This is a genomic window from Streptomyces sp. QH1-20 (genome assembly GCF_041283565.1).
Lineage (GTDB): Bacteria > Actinomycetota > Actinomycetes > Streptomycetales > Streptomycetaceae > Streptomyces > Streptomyces syringius.
This window is the reverse complement of sequence record NZ_CP166299.1, coordinates 1,435,001-1,451,394: the sequence shown is the minus strand read 5'-3', so window position 1 is coordinate 1,451,394 and position 16,394 is coordinate 1,435,001. Positions and strand designations below refer to the sequence as shown.

The 16,394-nt window shown below is 72.4% G+C and carries 12 protein-coding genes; 6 read left to right on the top strand and 6 right to left on the bottom strand.

The genetic code is table 11. The features are described 5' to 3' along the window. The first annotated feature begins 212 nt into the window (after positions 1-212). The 4 genes from AB8O64_RS06460 to AB8O64_RS06445 all read left to right on the top strand — a co-directional run bounded on the left by AB8O64_RS06460 (position 213) and on the right by AB8O64_RS06445 (position 4,572). Positions 213-2,858, top strand: a complete 2,646-nt coding sequence (locus AB8O64_RS06460; RefSeq protein WP_370418289.1) for a nitrate- and nitrite sensing domain-containing protein — start codon at positions 213-215, stop codon at positions 2,856-2,858. Next, a complete protein-coding gene (locus AB8O64_RS06455; protein ID WP_370418287.1) occupies positions 2,855-3,316 on the top strand; it encodes a roadblock/LC7 domain-containing protein in 462 nt (153 codons plus the stop codon). The genes AB8O64_RS06460 and AB8O64_RS06455 overlap by 4 nt, the downstream gene beginning before the upstream one ends. An 8-nt stretch (positions 3,317-3,324) precedes the next feature. Beyond that, positions 3,325-3,825 carry a DUF742 domain-containing protein gene (locus tag AB8O64_RS06450; protein ID WP_370418286.1) on the top strand — a complete coding sequence of 167 codons (501 nt, stop codon included), beginning with the start codon at positions 3,325-3,327 and terminating at the stop codon, positions 3,823-3,825. A 135-nt stretch (positions 3,826-3,960) separates the two neighbouring features. Then, complete coding sequence (locus AB8O64_RS06445; RefSeq protein ID WP_370418285.1) at positions 3,961-4,572, top strand: ATP/GTP-binding protein; 612 nt, start codon at positions 3,961-3,963, stop codon at positions 4,570-4,572. A gap of 65 nt (positions 4,573-4,637) precedes the next feature. Here AB8O64_RS06445 and glpK read toward each other — a convergent pair whose 3' ends face one another. The 4 genes from glpK to AB8O64_RS06425 all read right to left on the bottom strand — a co-directional run bounded on the left by glpK (position 4,638) and on the right by AB8O64_RS06425 (position 10,088). Continuing rightward, entirely contained in the window at positions 4,638-6,155 is a 1,518-nt protein-coding gene (gene glpK / locus AB8O64_RS06440; RefSeq protein WP_370418283.1) for a glycerol kinase GlpK, read from the bottom strand. Between the two features lie 56 nt (positions 6,156-6,211). Continuing rightward, on the bottom strand, positions 6,212-7,009 hold the full coding sequence (locus AB8O64_RS06435; protein ID WP_370418282.1) for a M15 family metallopeptidase: 798 nt from the start codon (positions 7,007-7,009) through the stop codon (positions 6,212-6,214). A 77-nt stretch (positions 7,010-7,086) separates the two neighbouring features. Further along, a complete protein-coding gene (locus AB8O64_RS06430) occupies positions 7,087-7,254 on the bottom strand; it encodes a hypothetical protein (protein WP_370418281.1) in 168 nt (55 codons plus the stop codon). 398 nt (positions 7,255-7,652) lie between these two features. Beyond that, positions 7,653-10,088 carry a glycoside hydrolase family 31 protein gene (locus tag AB8O64_RS06425; RefSeq protein ID WP_370418279.1) on the bottom strand — a complete coding sequence of 812 codons (2,436 nt, stop codon included), beginning with the start codon at positions 10,086-10,088 and terminating at the stop codon, positions 7,653-7,655. Positions 10,089-10,317: 229 nt separating this feature from the next. Here AB8O64_RS06425 and AB8O64_RS06420 point away from each other — a divergent pair, with 229 nt between their 5' ends. Together AB8O64_RS06420 and AB8O64_RS06415 are read left to right on the top strand one after the other, a co-directional pair. After that, positions 10,318-12,330, top strand: a complete 2,013-nt coding sequence (locus tag AB8O64_RS06420; protein WP_370418278.1) for an acetoacetate--CoA ligase — start codon at positions 10,318-10,320, stop codon at positions 12,328-12,330. Positions 12,331-12,450: 120 nt separating this feature from the next. Then, on the top strand, positions 12,451-13,401 hold the full coding sequence (locus AB8O64_RS06415; protein WP_370418276.1) for a hypothetical protein: 951 nt from the start codon (positions 12,451-12,453) through the stop codon (positions 13,399-13,401). A 79-nt stretch (positions 13,402-13,480) separates the two neighbouring features. On the opposite strand, the gene ptsP is transcribed toward AB8O64_RS06415, so the two are convergent. Beyond that, positions 13,481-15,151, bottom strand: a complete 1,671-nt coding sequence (gene ptsP, locus AB8O64_RS06410; protein ID WP_370418274.1) for a phosphoenolpyruvate--protein phosphotransferase — start codon at positions 15,149-15,151, stop codon at positions 13,481-13,483. Between the two features lie 86 nt (positions 15,152-15,237). After that, complete coding sequence (locus AB8O64_RS06405; RefSeq protein WP_356459058.1) at positions 15,238-15,687, bottom strand: PTS glucose transporter subunit IIA; 450 nt, start codon at positions 15,685-15,687, stop codon at positions 15,238-15,240. Between the last annotated feature and the right edge of the window lie 707 nt (positions 15,688-16,394).

Below are 16,394 nucleotides of genomic sequence, written 5' to 3'. Positions count from 1 at the left end.
GCCGGTTGGGTAACCTGCCGCGAGCGGCCTGCGGCCTCCCGTAGCGCGGGGGGAAAGTCGGGCAATCACCGGACAACTCATGACGCCTCTCCCGCCGCAACAGGTTCGACGGCCGCACTGGTCTTCGAGCACAGCGCAACGCAGTAGTAGGCTCACGCCGCGTTATCCGTCGGAACACCACCCCCGCGCCGGGGGTTCACGTAGGGGAGGCCATGCGCTTTCGCGGGAAGTCGATCCGCCGGAAGATCGTGGCGCTGCTGCTGGTGCCACTGGTGTCCCTGACGGGCCTGTGGGCCTTCGCCACCGTGATCACCGGCAGTGAGGCGATGCAGCTGCTCGGCGTCGCCGACGCGATGCGAAAAATCGGTTATCCCGCCGACGACCTGGTACGCGCCCTGCAACAGGAGCGCCGCCAGACCCTCGTCCACCTCGCCGACCCCCGCCGGTCCGACGCCCAGGCCGCCCTGCGCCAACGGCAGCGCACCACCGACAGGATGGTCGCCACCTTCCGCACCGGCGCCGCCGACGGCGTCCGCGACGAGGTGGACGACACCGCCCGGGCCCGCTTCACCACCATCGAGAAGAGCCTCGAGACCATCGAGGACATCCGCCGCAAGGTCGACGACAACACCGTCTCCCGCTACGGCGCCTTCCAGGCGTACAACGACCTCATCGAGCCCTACTACGCCTTCCTCGGCAGCCTGAGCGCCGTCCAGGACGACGACCTGGACCGGGAGGGCCGCGCCCTCGTCGGCATCACCCGGGCCCGCGAGGCCGTGGCCCGCGAGGACGCCCTGCTCGCCTCCGCGTTCGCCGAGGGCAGCATGAGCCGACAGGACCTGCGCGCCTTCTCCGACCACGTCGCCGAGCGCCGGGTCCTCTACAACACCAATCTGCCCGTCCTGCCCGTCGCCGACCAGAAGATCTACGAGGACTACTGGCGCGGCACCAACGCCCAGGCCCTGCGCACCGCCGAGGACGCCGTGATCCTCGGCGGCGCCGGCCGGGCCACCCACGCGGTCAACCCCCAGCGCTGGCAGCACACCATCGCCCCGGTCCTCGACGACCTCGGCCGGATGGGCATCGAGGCCAGCAACCGCTACGCGGACCGCGTCGAGCCCGTCGCCATCGGCGTCCTCGGCAAGGCCGCCGCCGCGGGCGTCCTCGGCCTCGCCGCCCTCGTCTGTTCCCTCGTCGTCTCCTTCAAGATCGGCCGCGGTCTGGTACGGGACCTCAGCCGACTGCGCAAGGAGGCCCACGAGGTCTCCGGCATCCGGCTGCCCAGCGTGATGCGCCGCCTCGCCGCCGGCGAACAGGTCGACATCGAGACCGAGGCTCCCCGCCTCGAATACGGCGCCGACGAACTCGGCCAGGTCGGCCAGGCCCTCAACACCCTGCAGCGCGCCGCCGTCGAAGCCGCCGTGAAACAGGCCGACATGCGTCGCGGCGTCTCCGACGTCTTCGTCAACCTCGCCCGCCGCAGCCAGGTCCTGCTGCACCGCCAGTTGACGCTCCTCGACACCATGGAACGCCGCACCGAGGACACCGACGAACTCGCCGACCTCTTCCGCCTCGACCACCTCACCACCCGTATGCGCCGCCACGCCGAGGGCCTCGTCATCCTCTCCGGCGCCGCTCCCTCCCGGCAGTGGCGCAAACCCATCCAGCTGATGGACGTCGTACGGGCCGCGGTCGGCGAGGTCGAGGACTACAAGCGCGTCGAGGTACGCCGTCTGCCCCGGCTGGCCCTCCACGGCCCCGCCGTCGCCGACCTCACCCACCTCCTCGCCGAACTCCTGGAGAACGCGACCGTCTTCTCCCCGCCGCACACCGCGGTCCAGGTCGTCGGTGAACGCGTCGCCAACGGCTTCACGCTCGAGATCCACGACCGGGGCCTCGGCATGACCCCCGACGCCATGCTCGAAGCCAACCTCCGGCTCGCCGAGACCCCGGAGTTCGAGCTGTCCGACACCGACCGCCTCGGCCTGTTCGTGGTCAGCCGGCTCGCCCAGCGCCAAGGCGTACGGGTCAGTCTCCAGCCCTCCCCCTACGGCGGCACCACCGCAGTCGTCTTCCTCCCCGCGACGCTGCTCACCGAGACCGTGGCGGGCGCCGGGCCGGGCCTCAAGAAGGGGCAAGGACGGGGGAAGGACGACGAGGACAGCGGCGCCCACGCCAAGCCGCCCGGGACGCCCGAGGGGCGGGGCGGGACCCTCCCGCTCACCCGCCGCCCACCGCTGGCCCCCGTGCCCCCGGCCGGCGGGGACCGGGCCGACCGGCCCGTCCGGAGCTGGGTGGCACAGAAGAACCTGCCGGTCGAACTCGAACCGCCGCTCTCCCTGTTCGACGACGAGGCGGACGAGAGCTGGCACGACGGCGAGAACGGCTGGCCCATCCCGCGCCGCGCCACCACGGCCTCCCCGGCCGCGGACCCCGGCGCCGAGCAGCACCACCAGGCGAGCGACGCGCTCGCCCCGCTGCCGCGCCGCAGGTCCCCCGTCCTGGTCTCCGACCACGGGCGGCGGATCGACGAGCCCGAGACGGACGGGGCGGCGGGGACGGCGCGCGAGCCCGCCAAGGACACCGCCGGGGAACCGGACGAGGAGCGGACGCCGACCGGCGGACTGCCCCGGCGCGTACGACAGGCCAGCCTCGCCCCGCAGTTGAAGGACGCCCCGGCGGACCGGCCCGGCCCGTCGTCGGCCCCCGCCGACCCCGGCCCCCTCCGCGACGCCGACGAGGTACGGGCCAGGATGGCGGCCCTCCAGCGCGGTTGGCAGCGCGGCCGGGAGGAGAATGAGACGGACCCACCGGGAACAGCAGCACCAGGAACAACATCTGAGGGGGACGGTCGATGACCGCACCGAAGGCCGCGATACGCACTGCCCCAACCGGGCGGAGCACAGAAGAGCAGACCGGCACGGGAGAGCTGAGCTGGCTCCTCGACGACCTGGTCGAGCGCGTCGGCAGCATCAGCAAGGCCCTCGTCCTCTCCGGCGACGGTCTGCCCACCGGCACCTCGAAGGGCCTCACCCGTGAGGACGGCGAGCATCTGGCCGCCGTCGCCTCCGGCTTCCACAGCCTCGCCAAGGGCGTGGGCCGGCACTTCAGGGCCGGCGACGTCCGCCAGACCATGGTCGAGCTGGACGAGGCCTTTCTGTTCGTCACCGCCGCCGGCGACGGCAGCTGCCTGGCCGTGCTCGCGGACGCGGAGTCCGACATCGGGCTGGTCGCCTACGAGATGACGCTGCTCGTCAAGCGTGTGGGCGCACACCTGGGCACCGCTCCGCGGACCGGCGTGGCCGCCGACGAGTGACGGCCGGCATGACCGGAGACCATCCCGCGTCCGCCCGGGGGGCACCGACGCCCCCCGGGCCCCCGGCCACCGCGCCCTCGCGGGCAGCGGGACGCCCCCACCACCCGGGGGCGCCCGCAGCCCGCTGGTACGACGACGCGGCGGGCCCCGTCGTCCGCCCGTACGCGATGACCCGAGGGCGCACCCGCAGCGCCGCCGAGGCCAAGCTCGACCTCATCGCCGTCGTCGTCGCCGACGAGAGCCTGGCCGACCACCCCGGCGGTGCGCACGCCATCGCCGACCAGACGCTGTCCCCGGAACACCTCGACATCGTCGACCTCAGCCGCGACGCACCGCAGTCCATCGCCGAGCTGTCCGCCGGGCTCGATCTGCCGGTCGGCGTGGTCCGGGTCCTCGTCGGAGACCTGATCGACGCCGAGCTGGTACGCGTCTCCCGGCCGGTCCCCCCGGCGGAACTGCCCGACGAGAGCGTGCTGCGCGAGGTGATCGACGGCCTGCGGGCGCTGTGAGCCCGCGGCGCGGGCCCGGCCCGAGAAGTCCCAACTGCCGCCCGTTGGGACTTGTCGGGGCCGTGGTCCGTGCGGAACGATCACATCCACGGGGGAGCGCGATACCGCACTGCACCTGAAGAGAAGGAAGAGACCATGGTGTTCAGGCGCTCCGACCGGGGCCGTCAACGGTCCGCCACCGACCCGGTGACCCTCAAGCTCCTGGTCGCCGGCGGCTTCGGGGTCGGCAAGACCACGCTCGTGGGCGCGGTGAGCGAGATCAGACCCCTGCGCACCGAGGAGGTGCTGACCGAGGCGGGCCGCCCCGTCGACGACACCCGCGGCGTCGAAGGCAAACGCACCACGACCGTCGCCATGGACTTCGGCCGCATCACCCTCCGCGACGACCTCGTCCTCTACCTCTTCGGCACCCCCGGCCAGGACCGCTTCTGGTTCCTCTGGGACGAGCTGGCCCAGGGCGCGCTCGGCGCGGTCGTCCTCGCGGACACCCGGCGGCTCGCGGACTGCTTCGCCGCCGTCGACTACTTCGAGCGCCGCGACATCCCCTTCACCCTCGCCGTCAATGTCTTCGACGGCGCCGTCCGCTACCCCGAGGAGACCGTGCGCGAGGCCCTCGACCTCGACCCGGAGGTCCCCGTCGTCCTGTGCGACGCCCGCGAGCGCGACTCCGCCAAGCAGGTCCTCATATCCGTCGTCGAGCACGCCATGGCCACCGGCGCCGCCCGCCGCCGGGCGGCGGCCGTATGAACGCGGAATCAAGCCCGTCCGGCGTTCGAGGACGTGCCCGTAGTCAAAGATCCACGGCGTAGTCCCTAAGCCCCGGCCGCAGGCTCCTCGTGCCAGCCGAAGCTGCGTTCCACGGCCCTGCGCCAGTTGCGGTACTCGCCCTCCCGCGCCGCCGCCCCCAGCCGCGGCGTCCACTCGGCGTCGCGCTTCCAGTGCGACCGCAGCTCGCCCAGGTCCCGCCAGACGCCCGTGGCGAGCCCCGCCGCGTACGCCGCGCCCAGACACGTCGTCTCCGAGATCACCGGACGGATCACCGGCACCCCCAGCACATCGGCCTGATGCTGCATCAGCAGACCGTTGACCGTCATCCCGCCGTCCACCTTGAGCGAGCTGATCCGCACCCCCGAGTCCTGGTACATCGCGTCCACGACCTCACGTGTCTGCCAGCTCGTCGCCTCCAGCACGGCCCGCGCCAGATGCGCCTTCGTGACGTATCCCGTCAGCCCGGTGATCACACCACGGGCGTCGGAACGCCAGTACGGCGCGTACAGCCCCGAGAACGCGGGGACGATGTACGCGCCGCCGTTGTCCGGCACGCTCGCCGCCAAGGCCTCGATCTCGTCGGCCGAGCGGATCAGCCCCAGTTGGTCGCGGAACCACTGCACCAGGGAGCCGGTCACGGCGATCGACCCCTCCAGGCAGTAGACCGGCGGTTCGCCACCGAGCCGGTACCCCACGGTCGTCAGCAGCCCGTTCTTCGACGGAACGGGCCGCTCACCGGTGTTCAGCAGCAGGAAACTGCCCGTGCCGTACGTGTTCTTGGCCTCGCCCACCCCGAAACACGACTGCCCGAAGACCGCCGCCTGCTGATCACCGAGCGCCGACGCCACCGGCACCCCGGCGAGCCGCCCGACGGCCCTCCCGTACACCTCCGACGACGACCGGATCTCCGGCAGCACCGCCTCCGGGATGTTCATCTCGGCCAGGATCGCGGGGTCCCACTGGAGGGTCGCGAGGTTCATCAGCATCGTGCGCCCCGCGTTGGTGACATCCGTGACGTGCGTCCCGCCGTCCGTGCCGCCCGTCAGATTCCAGATCAGCCACGAGTCCACGGTGCCGAACGCGATCTCACCGTTCTCCGCCCGCCGGCGCAGCCCCGGCACATGGTCCAGCAGCCAGGCGACCTTGGGACCGGAGAAATAGCTGGCCAACGGCAGCCCGGTGGCTTGCCGGAACCGGTCCTGGCCGGCCGCGCCGCCCAGCTCATGGCAGAGCGCGGAGGTGCGGGTGTCCTGCCAGACAATGGCGTTGTGCACCGGCTTGCCCGTGGTGCGGTCCCACAGGACGGTCGTCTCGCGCTGATTGGTGATACCCAGTGCGCTCAGCTCATCGGCCCGCAGCCCCGCCCGGGCCAGCGCCCCCGCCACCACCGCCTGCACCTTCGTCCAGATCTCCGCCGCGTCGTGCTCCACCCAGCCGGGCCGGGGGAAGATCTGGCGGTGCTCACGCTGCTCGACGGCGACGATCGCACCACTCCGGTCGAAGACGATGCAGCGGCTGGAGGTGGTGCCCTGATCGATCGCGGCGACGTACGAGTCCGTCATGGCGTCTCCTGACTCGGTGGTCCGAACGGGCAGTGTTCACCTGCCGTGACGGAGCGTCAAGGCGCTGGACGCCGTGAGACGGGGAAGTCGAAGTAGGTGTCGGGGAACGGCTCCGCGCGGTAGGTGTAGTGCCACCACTCCTCGGCGAGATTGACGAAACCGGCCTTCTCCATCAGGGACTTCAGCAGCATCCGGTTGGCCCGCGGTGCCCCCTGGACACGCGGGTCCGCGGTGTGCGACAGGGTGTCGAAGCAGTCGTATCCCGTGCCCATGTCGACGGAGTTGTCGGGGAACCGCAGCTCCTTCGGCGCGTAGCAGGGCACCAGCGGCTCCCCGGGGCGGTACGGCCGGGTCGGCACGGCCGGCAGCTTCACGATCGTCAGATCCAGGGTGCTGCCCCTGCTGTGCCCGGACTTCTCGGCGATGTAGCCGTCCAGGAACAGCCGTGACTTCGCCACGCGCGGATAGAACTCCGCCTTCATCCGCAGATCGTCGAGATCCTTCGCCCACGCCACGAAGTCGTCGACCGCGCGCTGCGGGCGGTAGCAGTCGTAGACCTTGAGACCGTAGCCCCGGCGCAGCAGCGCACGCTGGGCCCCGCGCAGGGCCTCGGCGGCCGGGCGGGTGAGCAGACACAGGGGACGGCGATAGCCGTCGACGCGGTGGCCGGTGAAGTTGTGCGGGGTGAAGTAGCGCATCTCCTGGAGGATCGTCGGATCGACGTCGGAGAGCGCCACGAACTCCTTCGGCGGCCGCGGTTCCGGCCGCGCCTGCGCCGAGGGCGCGGAGGCGACGGCGACCACAGCGGCGAGGGGCAGGACGAGGACACGTAACACGGCGGAGAGTCTGGACATGGGTCCCAGATAACCAGCGCGGGGGAGACGCGCGGAAGGGCTGCGGCCGGGGAGTGCAAGGCCACGGCGCGATTCGCCTACAGGACGAGCTGATACTCGTGGGACGTGTGCGTCGGCAGGTAGCCGAGTTGGTCATTGACGTGCCGCATGTACGGGATGTTGTCGGCGGTGCCGGCCAGCCGGACCAGGCGGCGCCCGGCGGAGGTCTCCTCGGGGTCGGTCAGGGCGGTGATGCGTACAGACAAGCTGACTCCGTTTACGGGAAGGATGTGCGCGGTGCGGGGTGGTGCGTCCTGTGCGAGGCCGTCACTGGACCCAGGGCAGGACGCGGGTGCCCTCGGTGCCGGGGACAGAGGCCACGCCGTCCGAGCGCATGCTGACGTGGGCCTCGGCCGCCTGGGGGCGTGCACCTGGCGGAGCACGTGCGGCGGGAGGACGAAGGTCTGCCCGCCGTGGTCTTCTCGCTGCGGCCGTCGCAGGTGACTTGGAGGACGCCGGCGGTCACCGTCCAGACCTGTTCGCGGCTGATGACGTGCTCGGGACCGGTCCGGCCGGCCCGCATCGCGACGGTCCAGGTGCTCAGTTCCGTGCTGCCCCGGCTGGGAGCGGCCAGAACACCTGGCCGCGCAGCGGACCCGTACCGCTACCCCGCAGCGGACCCCGCGGCCCCGCACACGCGGACCGGGTACGCGACCTCCTCCGCACCCTCCTGCTCCACCGTCACCACCCCACCCCGCGACCGTGTCGTGAACCGCACCACCTCCGGCTGCTCCCAGCCGTCACCCGCGTCCGTGATCAGCACACCGCCACCCGTACGGCCCGGAGCCGGGGCCCACACCTCCAGCTCCACCTGACCGTCCGCCCCCGCGACCGGCACCACCGAACCCGCCCGCGCCAGCACCGGGATCCGGGACAGCGGAGCGTCCAGCAGCACCTGCCCCGGCCCCTCGTGCGCCAGACCCGTGGCCGTGTCGTACCAACGCCCCCGCGGCAGCCGCACCGCCCGCCGGTCCGCCCCCTGCTCCAGCACCGGCGCCACCAGCAGCGAATCCCCCAGCAGAAACGCGTCCTCGCAGTCCCGCAGCGCCCGGTCCTCGGGCGAACGCCACCACACCGGCCGCACATAAGGGGCCCCGGTGCGCCGCGCCAGATGCGCCAGCGTCATGAAGTACGGCAGCAGCCGCACCCGCTCCCGCAACGCCGCCGTCGCGTGCTCGAGAGTCCGCGCACCGAACTCCCACGGCTCCCGCCGACCCGCCCCGATCGCCGCGTGCGTACGGAACAACGGCAGATACGAGCCCAGCTGGAACCAGCGCAGATACAGCTCCGGCGACGGCGAACCCGTGAACCCCCCGATGTCCGGCCCCGAGTACGGCACCCCGCACAGCCCCATCCCCAGCACCAGCGCCAGCGACGCCCGCAGCCCCGGCCACCCCGTCGTCACATCACCCGACCACGTGCCGCCGTAACGCTGCATCCCCGCCCAGCCCGAGCGGGAGAAGAGGAACGGCCGCTCCCGCGGGCGCAGTTCGCACAACCCCTCGTACCCGGCCCGTGCCATCGCCAGCCCGTACACATTGTGCGCCTCGCGGTGATCACCGCCGCGGCCCTCCAACGCGTGCCGGGCCGAACGCGGCAGCGTCGGATCGCCGAACGCCGCGAACGACACCGGCTCGTTCATGTCGTGCCACACCCCGGAGAACCCCTGCGCCAACCGCTCCGCGTACAGCCCGCCCCACCACGCGCGCACCGCCGGATCCGTGAAGTCCGGGAAGACCGACTCGCCCGACCACACCTCGCCGCGCACCTGGCGCCCCCGCCCGTCCCGCACGAAGGCCCCCGCCGCCACCCCGCTGTCGTACTCCGCGAGCCCCGGCTCGGCCTTCACCCCCGGATCCACGATCGACACCAGCCGCACCCCCTGCTCCCGCAGATCGGCCGCCAGCCCCGGCAGATCCGGGAACCGCTCCCGGTCCACGGTGAAGACGCGATGGCCCCGGTAATGATCGATGTCCAGATGCAGTGCCGACAGCGGCAGCCCCCGCTCCCGGTAGCCGGCCACCACCCGCCGCACCTCGCGCTCACTGCCGAACCCCCACCGCGCGTGATGGTGGCCCAGCGCCCACGCGGGCGGCAGCGCCGGCGCACCGGTGAGCGCCGCCCACGCGTGCAGCACGCGCGCGGGCGTGCCCGCCATCACCCAATACCGCACCGGGCCGCCGTCCATCCGCAACTCAGCACGGCCCGGCCGGTCGTGCCCGGACCCCTCGCCCTCCTCGCCTTCCCACAAGGTGACCTGCCCGTCCCACGAATTGTCGTGGAACATCAGATGCGTCCCCGCGTCCGCCACCACCAACTGCACCGGCATCGTCACGTACAGCGGATCGTCGCCCGGCTCGAACGCACCCCCCGGATCGGTGTTCCACAACCGGTACGAACCGGTCCGCAGCCGCGGCCCCGCCGCCCTGCCCCCGAGGCCGAAGAACCGGGCGTCCGCCGCCACCTCGGACCGCTGCACCCACCGGGAACCCGCGGCCGAACCGGTGCCGGCGCCGGCGCGGGGCCCAGCAGCGCCCGCCGGGCCCCGCAGCGCCGCCGGCACCGGCTCCCACCACCGCGGCGGCAGATCACGCCGCAGCATCACCCCGCCCGGGGTCCGCACCTCCACCGCCCCGAGCCGGGACACCACCACCAGCACCCGTTCGGACACCACCCGCCAGCCGCCGTCGGTGTCCGGCTCCAGCACCGCCCGCTCGTCCGCCTCCGGACACGCCCCCGCCAGCGCGTACGACGGCTCCGGCTCCGCCCCGTCCCAGCCGCAGAACACCGCGCCGCCCGCCGCCACCCGCACCCGCAACGACGACCGCGCGAACCGCACCACCCCGCCCCCCGGCTGCGGCTCGGCCCCCACCGCCTCGCCGGGCACCCGCGCCCGCCCCGCCCCCGGCGGGGGCAGCTCCACCGAGTCCGCGCGCCACCGCCGCCACGCCGACCGCACGGACCGCAGCCCCCGCGCCGACCCCACCGTCCGCACCGCCGCCACCGACCTCACCGACCGCACCAGCTCACGCGCATCCATGCTGATCACCCTGCCACCGCCGCCACCGGGCGCGCGGTCCGTTCAACTCCCGTTCACCCGCACCGATCACCCACCGAAAAGCCATGACGACACCGACGCGGCCGTGAGATGGGCCGCCGACCCTGGTGCCGGAGTCGATCACGTGGCATCGTCCTGGTCAGCCGCGTCACGCGCATACCCCGCCTGTGTGCGCGGCGACGCCCACGACGCGTACAGCCGGGAGCCGACCATGACCACCGCACCGCAGCCCACCACCCAGCCGGAGCCCCTGTGGCGCCCCGGCGAGGACCGTGTCGCCCGCGCGCAGGTCACCCGCTTCCAGACCTGGGCCGCCGAGCAGCACGGCGCCCCCGCCCCCGTCCCCGGCGACCCGGCCGCGAGCTACGCCGCCCTGCACCGCTGGTCGGTGGACGAGCTGGAGCGCTTCTGGCAGGCCGTCGCGCAGTGGTGCGACGTCCGCTTCACGAGCCCCTACGAGCGGGTGCTCGCCGACCGGGGCATGCCGGGCGCGACCTGGTTCCCCGGCGCCACCCTCAACTACGCCGAACACGCCCTGCGCGCCGCCGAGGACCCAGGTCGCGCCCACCAGCCGGCCCTCCTGCACGTCGACGAGACCCACGAGCCGACCCCCGTCACCTGGGCGGAGCTCCGCCGCCAGGTCGGCTCCCTCGCGGATGAGCTGCGCCGCCTCGGCGTCCGCCCCGGCGACCGGGTCAGCGGCTACCTGCCCAACATCCCGCACGCCGTCGTCGCCCTGCTCGCCACCGCCGCCGTCGGCGGCGTATGGACCTCCTGCGCGCCCGACTTCGGCGCCCGCAGCGTCCTGGACCGCTTCCAGCAGGTCGAGCCCGTCGTCCTGTTCACCGTCGACGGCTACCACTACGGCGGCAAGCGCCACGAGCGCGCCGACGTGGTCACCGAGCTGCGCGCCGAGCTCCCCACCGTGCGCGCGGTCGTCCACATCCCGCTGCTCGGCACGGCGGCCCCCGAGGGCGCCCTCGACTGGGACACCCTCGTCTCGGCGGACGTGGAGCCCGTCTTCGAACAGGTCCCCTTCGACCATCCGCTGTGGGTCCTCTACTCCTCCGGCACCACCGGCCTGCCCAAGGCCATCGTCCAGTCCCAGGGCGGCATCCTCCTCGAACACCTCAAGCAGCTCGCCCTCCACTGCGACCTCGGCCCCCAGGACCGCTTCTTCTGGTACACCTCCACCGGCTGGATGATGTGGAACTTCCTCGTCTCCGGCCTCCTGGTGGGCTCCACCGTCGTCCTCTACGACGGGAGCCCCGGCCACCCCGACACCGGCGCCCAGTGGCGCATCGCCGAGCGCACCGGCGCCACCCTCTTCGGCACCTCCGCCGCCTACGTCATGGCCTGCCGCAAAGCCGAGGTCCACCCCGGCCGCGACTTCGACCTCTCCCGCGTCAAGTGCGTCGCCACCACCGGATCGCCCCTGCCGCCCGACGGCTTCCGCTGGATCCACGACGAGGTCGCCGAGGACATGTGGATCGCCTCCGTCAGCGGCGGCACCGACGTCTGCAGCTGCTTCGCCGGAGCCGTCCCCACCCTCCCCGTGCACATCGGCGAACTCCAGGCCCCCTGCCTCGGCACGGACCTCCAGGCCTGGGACGCCCACGGCAAGCCCGTCGTCGACGAGGTGGGCGAGCTGATCGTCGCGGCTCCCATGCCCTCCATGCCCATCCGCTTCTGGAACGACCCCGACGGCACGCGCTACCGCGAGAGCTACTTCGAGATGTTCCCCGGCGCCTGGCGGCACGGCGACTGGATCACCCTCACCTCGCGCGGCAGCGTCGTCATCCACGGCCGCTCCGACTCCACCCTCAACCGCCAGGGCGTACGGATGGGCTCCGCCGACATCTACGAGGCCGTCGAACGGCTCCCCGAGATCCGCGAATCCCTCGTCATCGGCGCCGAACAGGCCGACGGGGGCTACTGGATGCCGCTCTTCGTCCACCTCGCCCCCGGCGCCACCCTGGACGACGAACTGCTCACCCGCATCAAGCGGACGATCCGCGAACAGCTCTCCCCGCGCCACGTGCCCGACGAGGTCATCGAGGTCCCGGGCATCCCGCACACCCTCACCGGCAAGCGCATCGAGGTCCCCGTCAAGCGCCTCCTCCAGGGCACCCCGCTGGAGAAGGCCGTCAACCCCGGCTCCGTCGACAACATCGACCTCCTGCGCTTCTACGAGGACCTGGCCCGCACCCGCGCCACCGGCTGACGGGGGGCCACGGGCCGCCGGCCATGCCGTCCGGCGGCCCGTACACCCACGTCGAGATCGATTGTCAGTGCCCCCGCTTACTGTGAGTGAGTATTGATCACGCGCGCTGAGGGGGAGTTCATGGCGCACAGCAACGACGGCAGGAAGCGACCGACCGCGCGAAGGCGACCGGGCGCCCGACGCCGGCTCCGGTGCGAAGTGCCCAGCACCGTGGCCGTGCTGGCCGACGAGCGGGACTTCGCCGCCATGCGGCGGTACGCGTCGTTCACGTTCGACGACCACGCGACGTATCTGCGGCAGATGGAGGGGCTGCTGCGGACCCTCGCCGCCGAGGGCACCTACACGAGCGTCGCCCTCTTCGACCCCGCCGACTACGAGGAGTTCTGCGCGGACTCCCACCTCGACCCCGACACCCCGGCCAGCCGTACCCGCTACACGGCCGAAGTCGCCGCGGCGGGCAGCAAAGTGACCTACGAGGGCCAGCCCATCGGCAGGCTCCTGCCCCAACTCGTCGACGAGGCCGAACAGCAGGCGACCTGGGAGTACGCCACGGCGCTGCTGGCCCGCGGCGGCGACTGCGCGACCTGCGGCGAGGACACCGCGAAGACGGCCTTCGCCAGGGCATCGCAGCTCCTGCGCCGGCTCGTCGAAGCCGTGGGCCCCGGCACCCACCACCTCGTGTGCAGCGTCCCCGCCGAAGGGGACGTCCCGCTCGTCGCCGTGCTCCACACGGAGAGCCACGCCGACGGCATGCTGCGGCTGGGGGAGGCCGCGGCGCTGATCTTCTGCACCGTGCTGGCCGCCGGGATCGCCACCGACCGTCCCGGCGGCGTCGTCCTGCGCACCACCACACCCGGTCACCCCGACACGGTGCGCGGCTGGGGCCTGCGCGCCGGCCGGCTGAGGCCCCTCAGCGAGGCCGAGGTCTTCGACGCCTACTGCACCGACGCCGATACCGGCGACCCCGTGCCGCCCGAGCCCGGCGTCGCCTACCGCGCCGGCCTCCCCCTCGACGATCCCGAAGAGCCCAAGGGGCACGAAGGGCCTGAGGGGCCTGAGAGAGGGGCCTGACGTGCGAAGGGGTGTCCCGCCGGTCCGGCGGGACACCCCTCACCTCACTCGTGCGCCGGCTGTCGCCGACGGCACCGGCTCACTCGCCGGACAGCACCGCCTGCGCGGCCACGCGGGCCTCCTCGGCACTGTCGGTGGCACGGGCCGCGGCGGCGGCACGCTCGCACTGCGCGAGCGTGTGCTTGGCCAGCGTCGCGCGCACATAAGGAATCGACGCGGCGCCCATGGACAGGCTCGTCACGCCCAGACCGGTCAGCACACACGCGAGCAGCGGGTCGGCCGCGGCCTCACCGCACACGCCACAGCTCTTGCCCTCGGCCTTGGCGGCCTCCGCCGAGGCGGCGACCAGGTCGAGCAGCGCCGGCTGCCACGGGTCCTGCAGACGCGACACCGCACCGACCTGACGGTCGGCGGCGAAGGTGTACTGCGCGAGGTCGTTCGTCCCCAGCGACAGGAACTCCACCTCCTGCAGGATCGAACGCGCCCGCAGCGCGGCGGAGGGGATCTCCACCATCGCGCCGAACTTGGCGTTCAGCCCTGCCTCACGGCACGCGTCGGCGAACGCCTTCGCGTCGGTCCGGTCCGCCACCATCGGGGCCATGACCTCGAGGTAGACCGGCAGCCCCGTGGCGGCCTTGGCCAGCGCGGTGAGCTGTGTGCGCAGCACGTCCGGGTGGTCGAGCAGGGTCCGCAGACCCCGCACGCCCAGCGCCGGGTTCGGCTCGTCGGCGGGCGTCAGGAAGTCCAGCGGCTTGTCCGCGCCCGCGTCCAGCACGCGCACGACGACGCGGCCCTCGGGGAACGCCTCCAGCACCTTGCGGTACGCCTCGACCTGCTTGGCCTCGGACGGCGCCTTCTTGCTGTCGTCGAGGAAGAGGAACTCGGTACGGAAGAGACCGACGCCCTCCGCACCCGCCTCGACCGCGGCCGGCACGTCGGCCGGGCCACCGACATTGGCGAGCAGCGGCACCTTGTGACCGTCGGACGTCGCGCCCGGACCGGACGAGGCGGACAGCGCCGCCTTCCGCTCCTCCGCGGCCTTGGTCAGCTCGTCGCGCTTCTCCAGGCTGGGGTCGACGAAAACGTCGCCCGTGCTGCCGTCCACGGCCACCACCGTGCCTTCGGCAAGCTCACCCGCGCCGGGCAGCGCCACGACGGCGGGCACCCCGAGCGCCCGCGCCAGGATGGCGCTGTGGCTGGTCGGCCCGCCCTCCTCGGTCACGAAGCCGAGCACCAGCGTCGGGTCGAGCAGCGCCGTGTCGGCGGGAGCGAGGTCCCGGGCGATCAGCACATACGGCTCGTCGCTGTCCGGCACGCCCGGCATCGGCACGCCCAGCAGGCGCGCGACGATGCGGTTGCGCACGTCGTCGAGGTCGGCCACCCGGCCGGCCAGGTACTCGCCGGCGTTGGCGAGCAGCGCCCGGTAGGCGGCGAAGGCGTCGTACACCGCGCGCTCGGCGGTGCTGCCGACGGTGATACGCCGGTCCACGTCCGCCATCAGCTCGGGGTCCTGAGCCATCATGGCCTGGGCCTCGAGCACGTGCTGAGCCTCGCCACCGGCCAGGTTGCCGCGCGCGATGAGGTCGGCGGCGACGGCCTCGACGGCCTGGCGGGCGCGCCCCTGCTCCCGCGGTGCCTCGTCCGTCGGAATCTGCTTGGCCGGCGGCTCCAGAACCGCCGTGCCCATGTGCCGCACCTCGCCGATCGCCACACCGTGGCTCACGCCGACGCCTCGCAGCGTTGTCTCCATTTCACCCGTCTCCGGTTGATGCGGCGGATTCGCCCGCCGCGGTGAATGTCGTACGTGCCGTCAGAGACGGCGGAGGGTCGCTGCGATCACTGCCAGGAGAACAGAGCGTCGCCGGCCTTGAGGTCGCCGTCCTCACGGACGTCGCCCAGCGCGTCGGCGGTGGCCTCGAGCGCGACGATCGGGCAGACCGGCGACTTGCCGGCGGCCTCGACCGCGACGGGGTTCCAGCGGATGATGTCCTGGCCGCGCGTCACGGTGTCGCCCTTGTTGACGAGCAGTTCGAAGCCCTCGCCGTTGAGCTGCACGGTGTCGATGCCGAGGTGCGTCAGGACGCCGTGTCCCTCCGTGTCGACGACGACGAACGCGTGCGGGTGCAGCGAGACGATCACACCGTCGACCGGCGAAACCGCCGTCGAGGGCTCACGCACGGGGTCGATGGCGGTACCGGGACCCACCATCGCGCCGGAGAAGACGGGGTCGGGCACAGCCGCGAGTCCGATGGCGCGTCCAGCGATCGGGGACGTCACGGTGGTCATGGGAAGCCTCCCAGGGGTGGAGATTCATCACGCGCCGCCACTACCTGTCCTGGGCGGCGCGCTGGTCAGAAGCGTAAGTCATAGGAACTGAGGATTCCGCACACGTGAGCCCACCTGGCGGAGGTCGCGCGAGGGCACGCGCGCGCGTGCGGAGTAGAGCTGTGGCGTAAGGAAGAAGGTGAGCCGGCGGAGCGTCGGTGGGGGAAGTCGTCCCGGGTGCGTAGGAGGGGCCCCGGAGGGCTCCGAGTTGGCGGTCGACGCCGCTCCAGAATCGATTTGCCTCGCCCTGGTGGGACCTGTACTGTCGTACTCCTGCCCACCACCGAGGCCCGCAGTCAACTGCCGGCAAGGCGGGGGCGGCACCTATCGGATTATGATCCTTCCCGGATCCGCTTCTGTGTGTCCGTATGTCTTTTATGGCTGCGGAAAACGAGCGGTAAGGGAGCGGGAAAACTCCTGATAGAGTGGTGGAACACGAAGGGAAGCGCCCGGAGGAAAGCCCGAGAGGGTGAGTACAAAGGAAGCGTCCGTTCCTTGAGAACTCAACAGCGTGCCAAAAGTCAACGCCAGACTATAAAATACCCCGTCTCCGGTCACTTGTGATCGGGACGCGGTTCCTTTGAAAGTCCTGCCGGTCCCTTCGGGGTCTGGTGGGCAACAACACAGCGAGGACGCTGTGCACGACCGGACTTATTCCGTCTGGTTGT

Bases quoted from the DNA above. Each gene is read 5' to 3' on its own strand.
- AB8O64_RS06435 (WP_370418282.1), bottom strand. From the start codon at position 7,009: ATGTCCAGACTCTCCGCCGTGTTACGTGTCCTCGTCCTGCCCCTCGCC.
- AB8O64_RS06420 (WP_370418278.1), top strand. From the start codon at position 10,318: ATGACCACCGCACCGCAGCCCACCACCCAGCCGGAGCCCCTGTGGCGC.
- AB8O64_RS06450 (WP_370418286.1), top strand. From the start codon at position 3,325: ATGACCGGAGACCATCCCGCGTCCGCCCGGGGGGCACCGACGCCCCCC.
- AB8O64_RS06455 (WP_370418287.1), top strand. From the start codon at position 2,855: ATGACCGCACCGAAGGCCGCGATACGCACTGCCCCAACCGGGCGGAGC.
- AB8O64_RS06425 (WP_370418279.1), bottom strand. From the start codon at position 10,088: ATGGATGCGCGTGAGCTGGTGCGGTCGGTGAGGTCGGTGGCGGCGGTG.
- AB8O64_RS06405 (WP_356459058.1), bottom strand. From the start codon at position 15,687: ATGACCACCGTGACGTCCCCGATCGCTGGACGCGCCATCGGACTCGCG.
- ptsP (WP_370418274.1), bottom strand. From the start codon at position 15,151: ATGGAGACAACGCTGCGAGGCGTCGGCGTGAGCCACGGTGTGGCGATC.
- AB8O64_RS06460 (WP_370418289.1), top strand. From the start codon at position 213: ATGCGCTTTCGCGGGAAGTCGATCCGCCGGAAGATCGTGGCGCTGCTG.
- AB8O64_RS06415 (WP_370418276.1), top strand. From the start codon at position 12,451: ATGGCGCACAGCAACGACGGCAGGAAGCGACCGACCGCGCGAAGGCGA.
- glpK (WP_370418283.1), bottom strand. From the start codon at position 6,155: ATGACGGACTCGTACGTCGCCGCGATCGATCAGGGCACCACCTCCAGC.
- AB8O64_RS06445 (WP_370418285.1), top strand. From the start codon at position 3,961: ATGGTGTTCAGGCGCTCCGACCGGGGCCGTCAACGGTCCGCCACCGAC.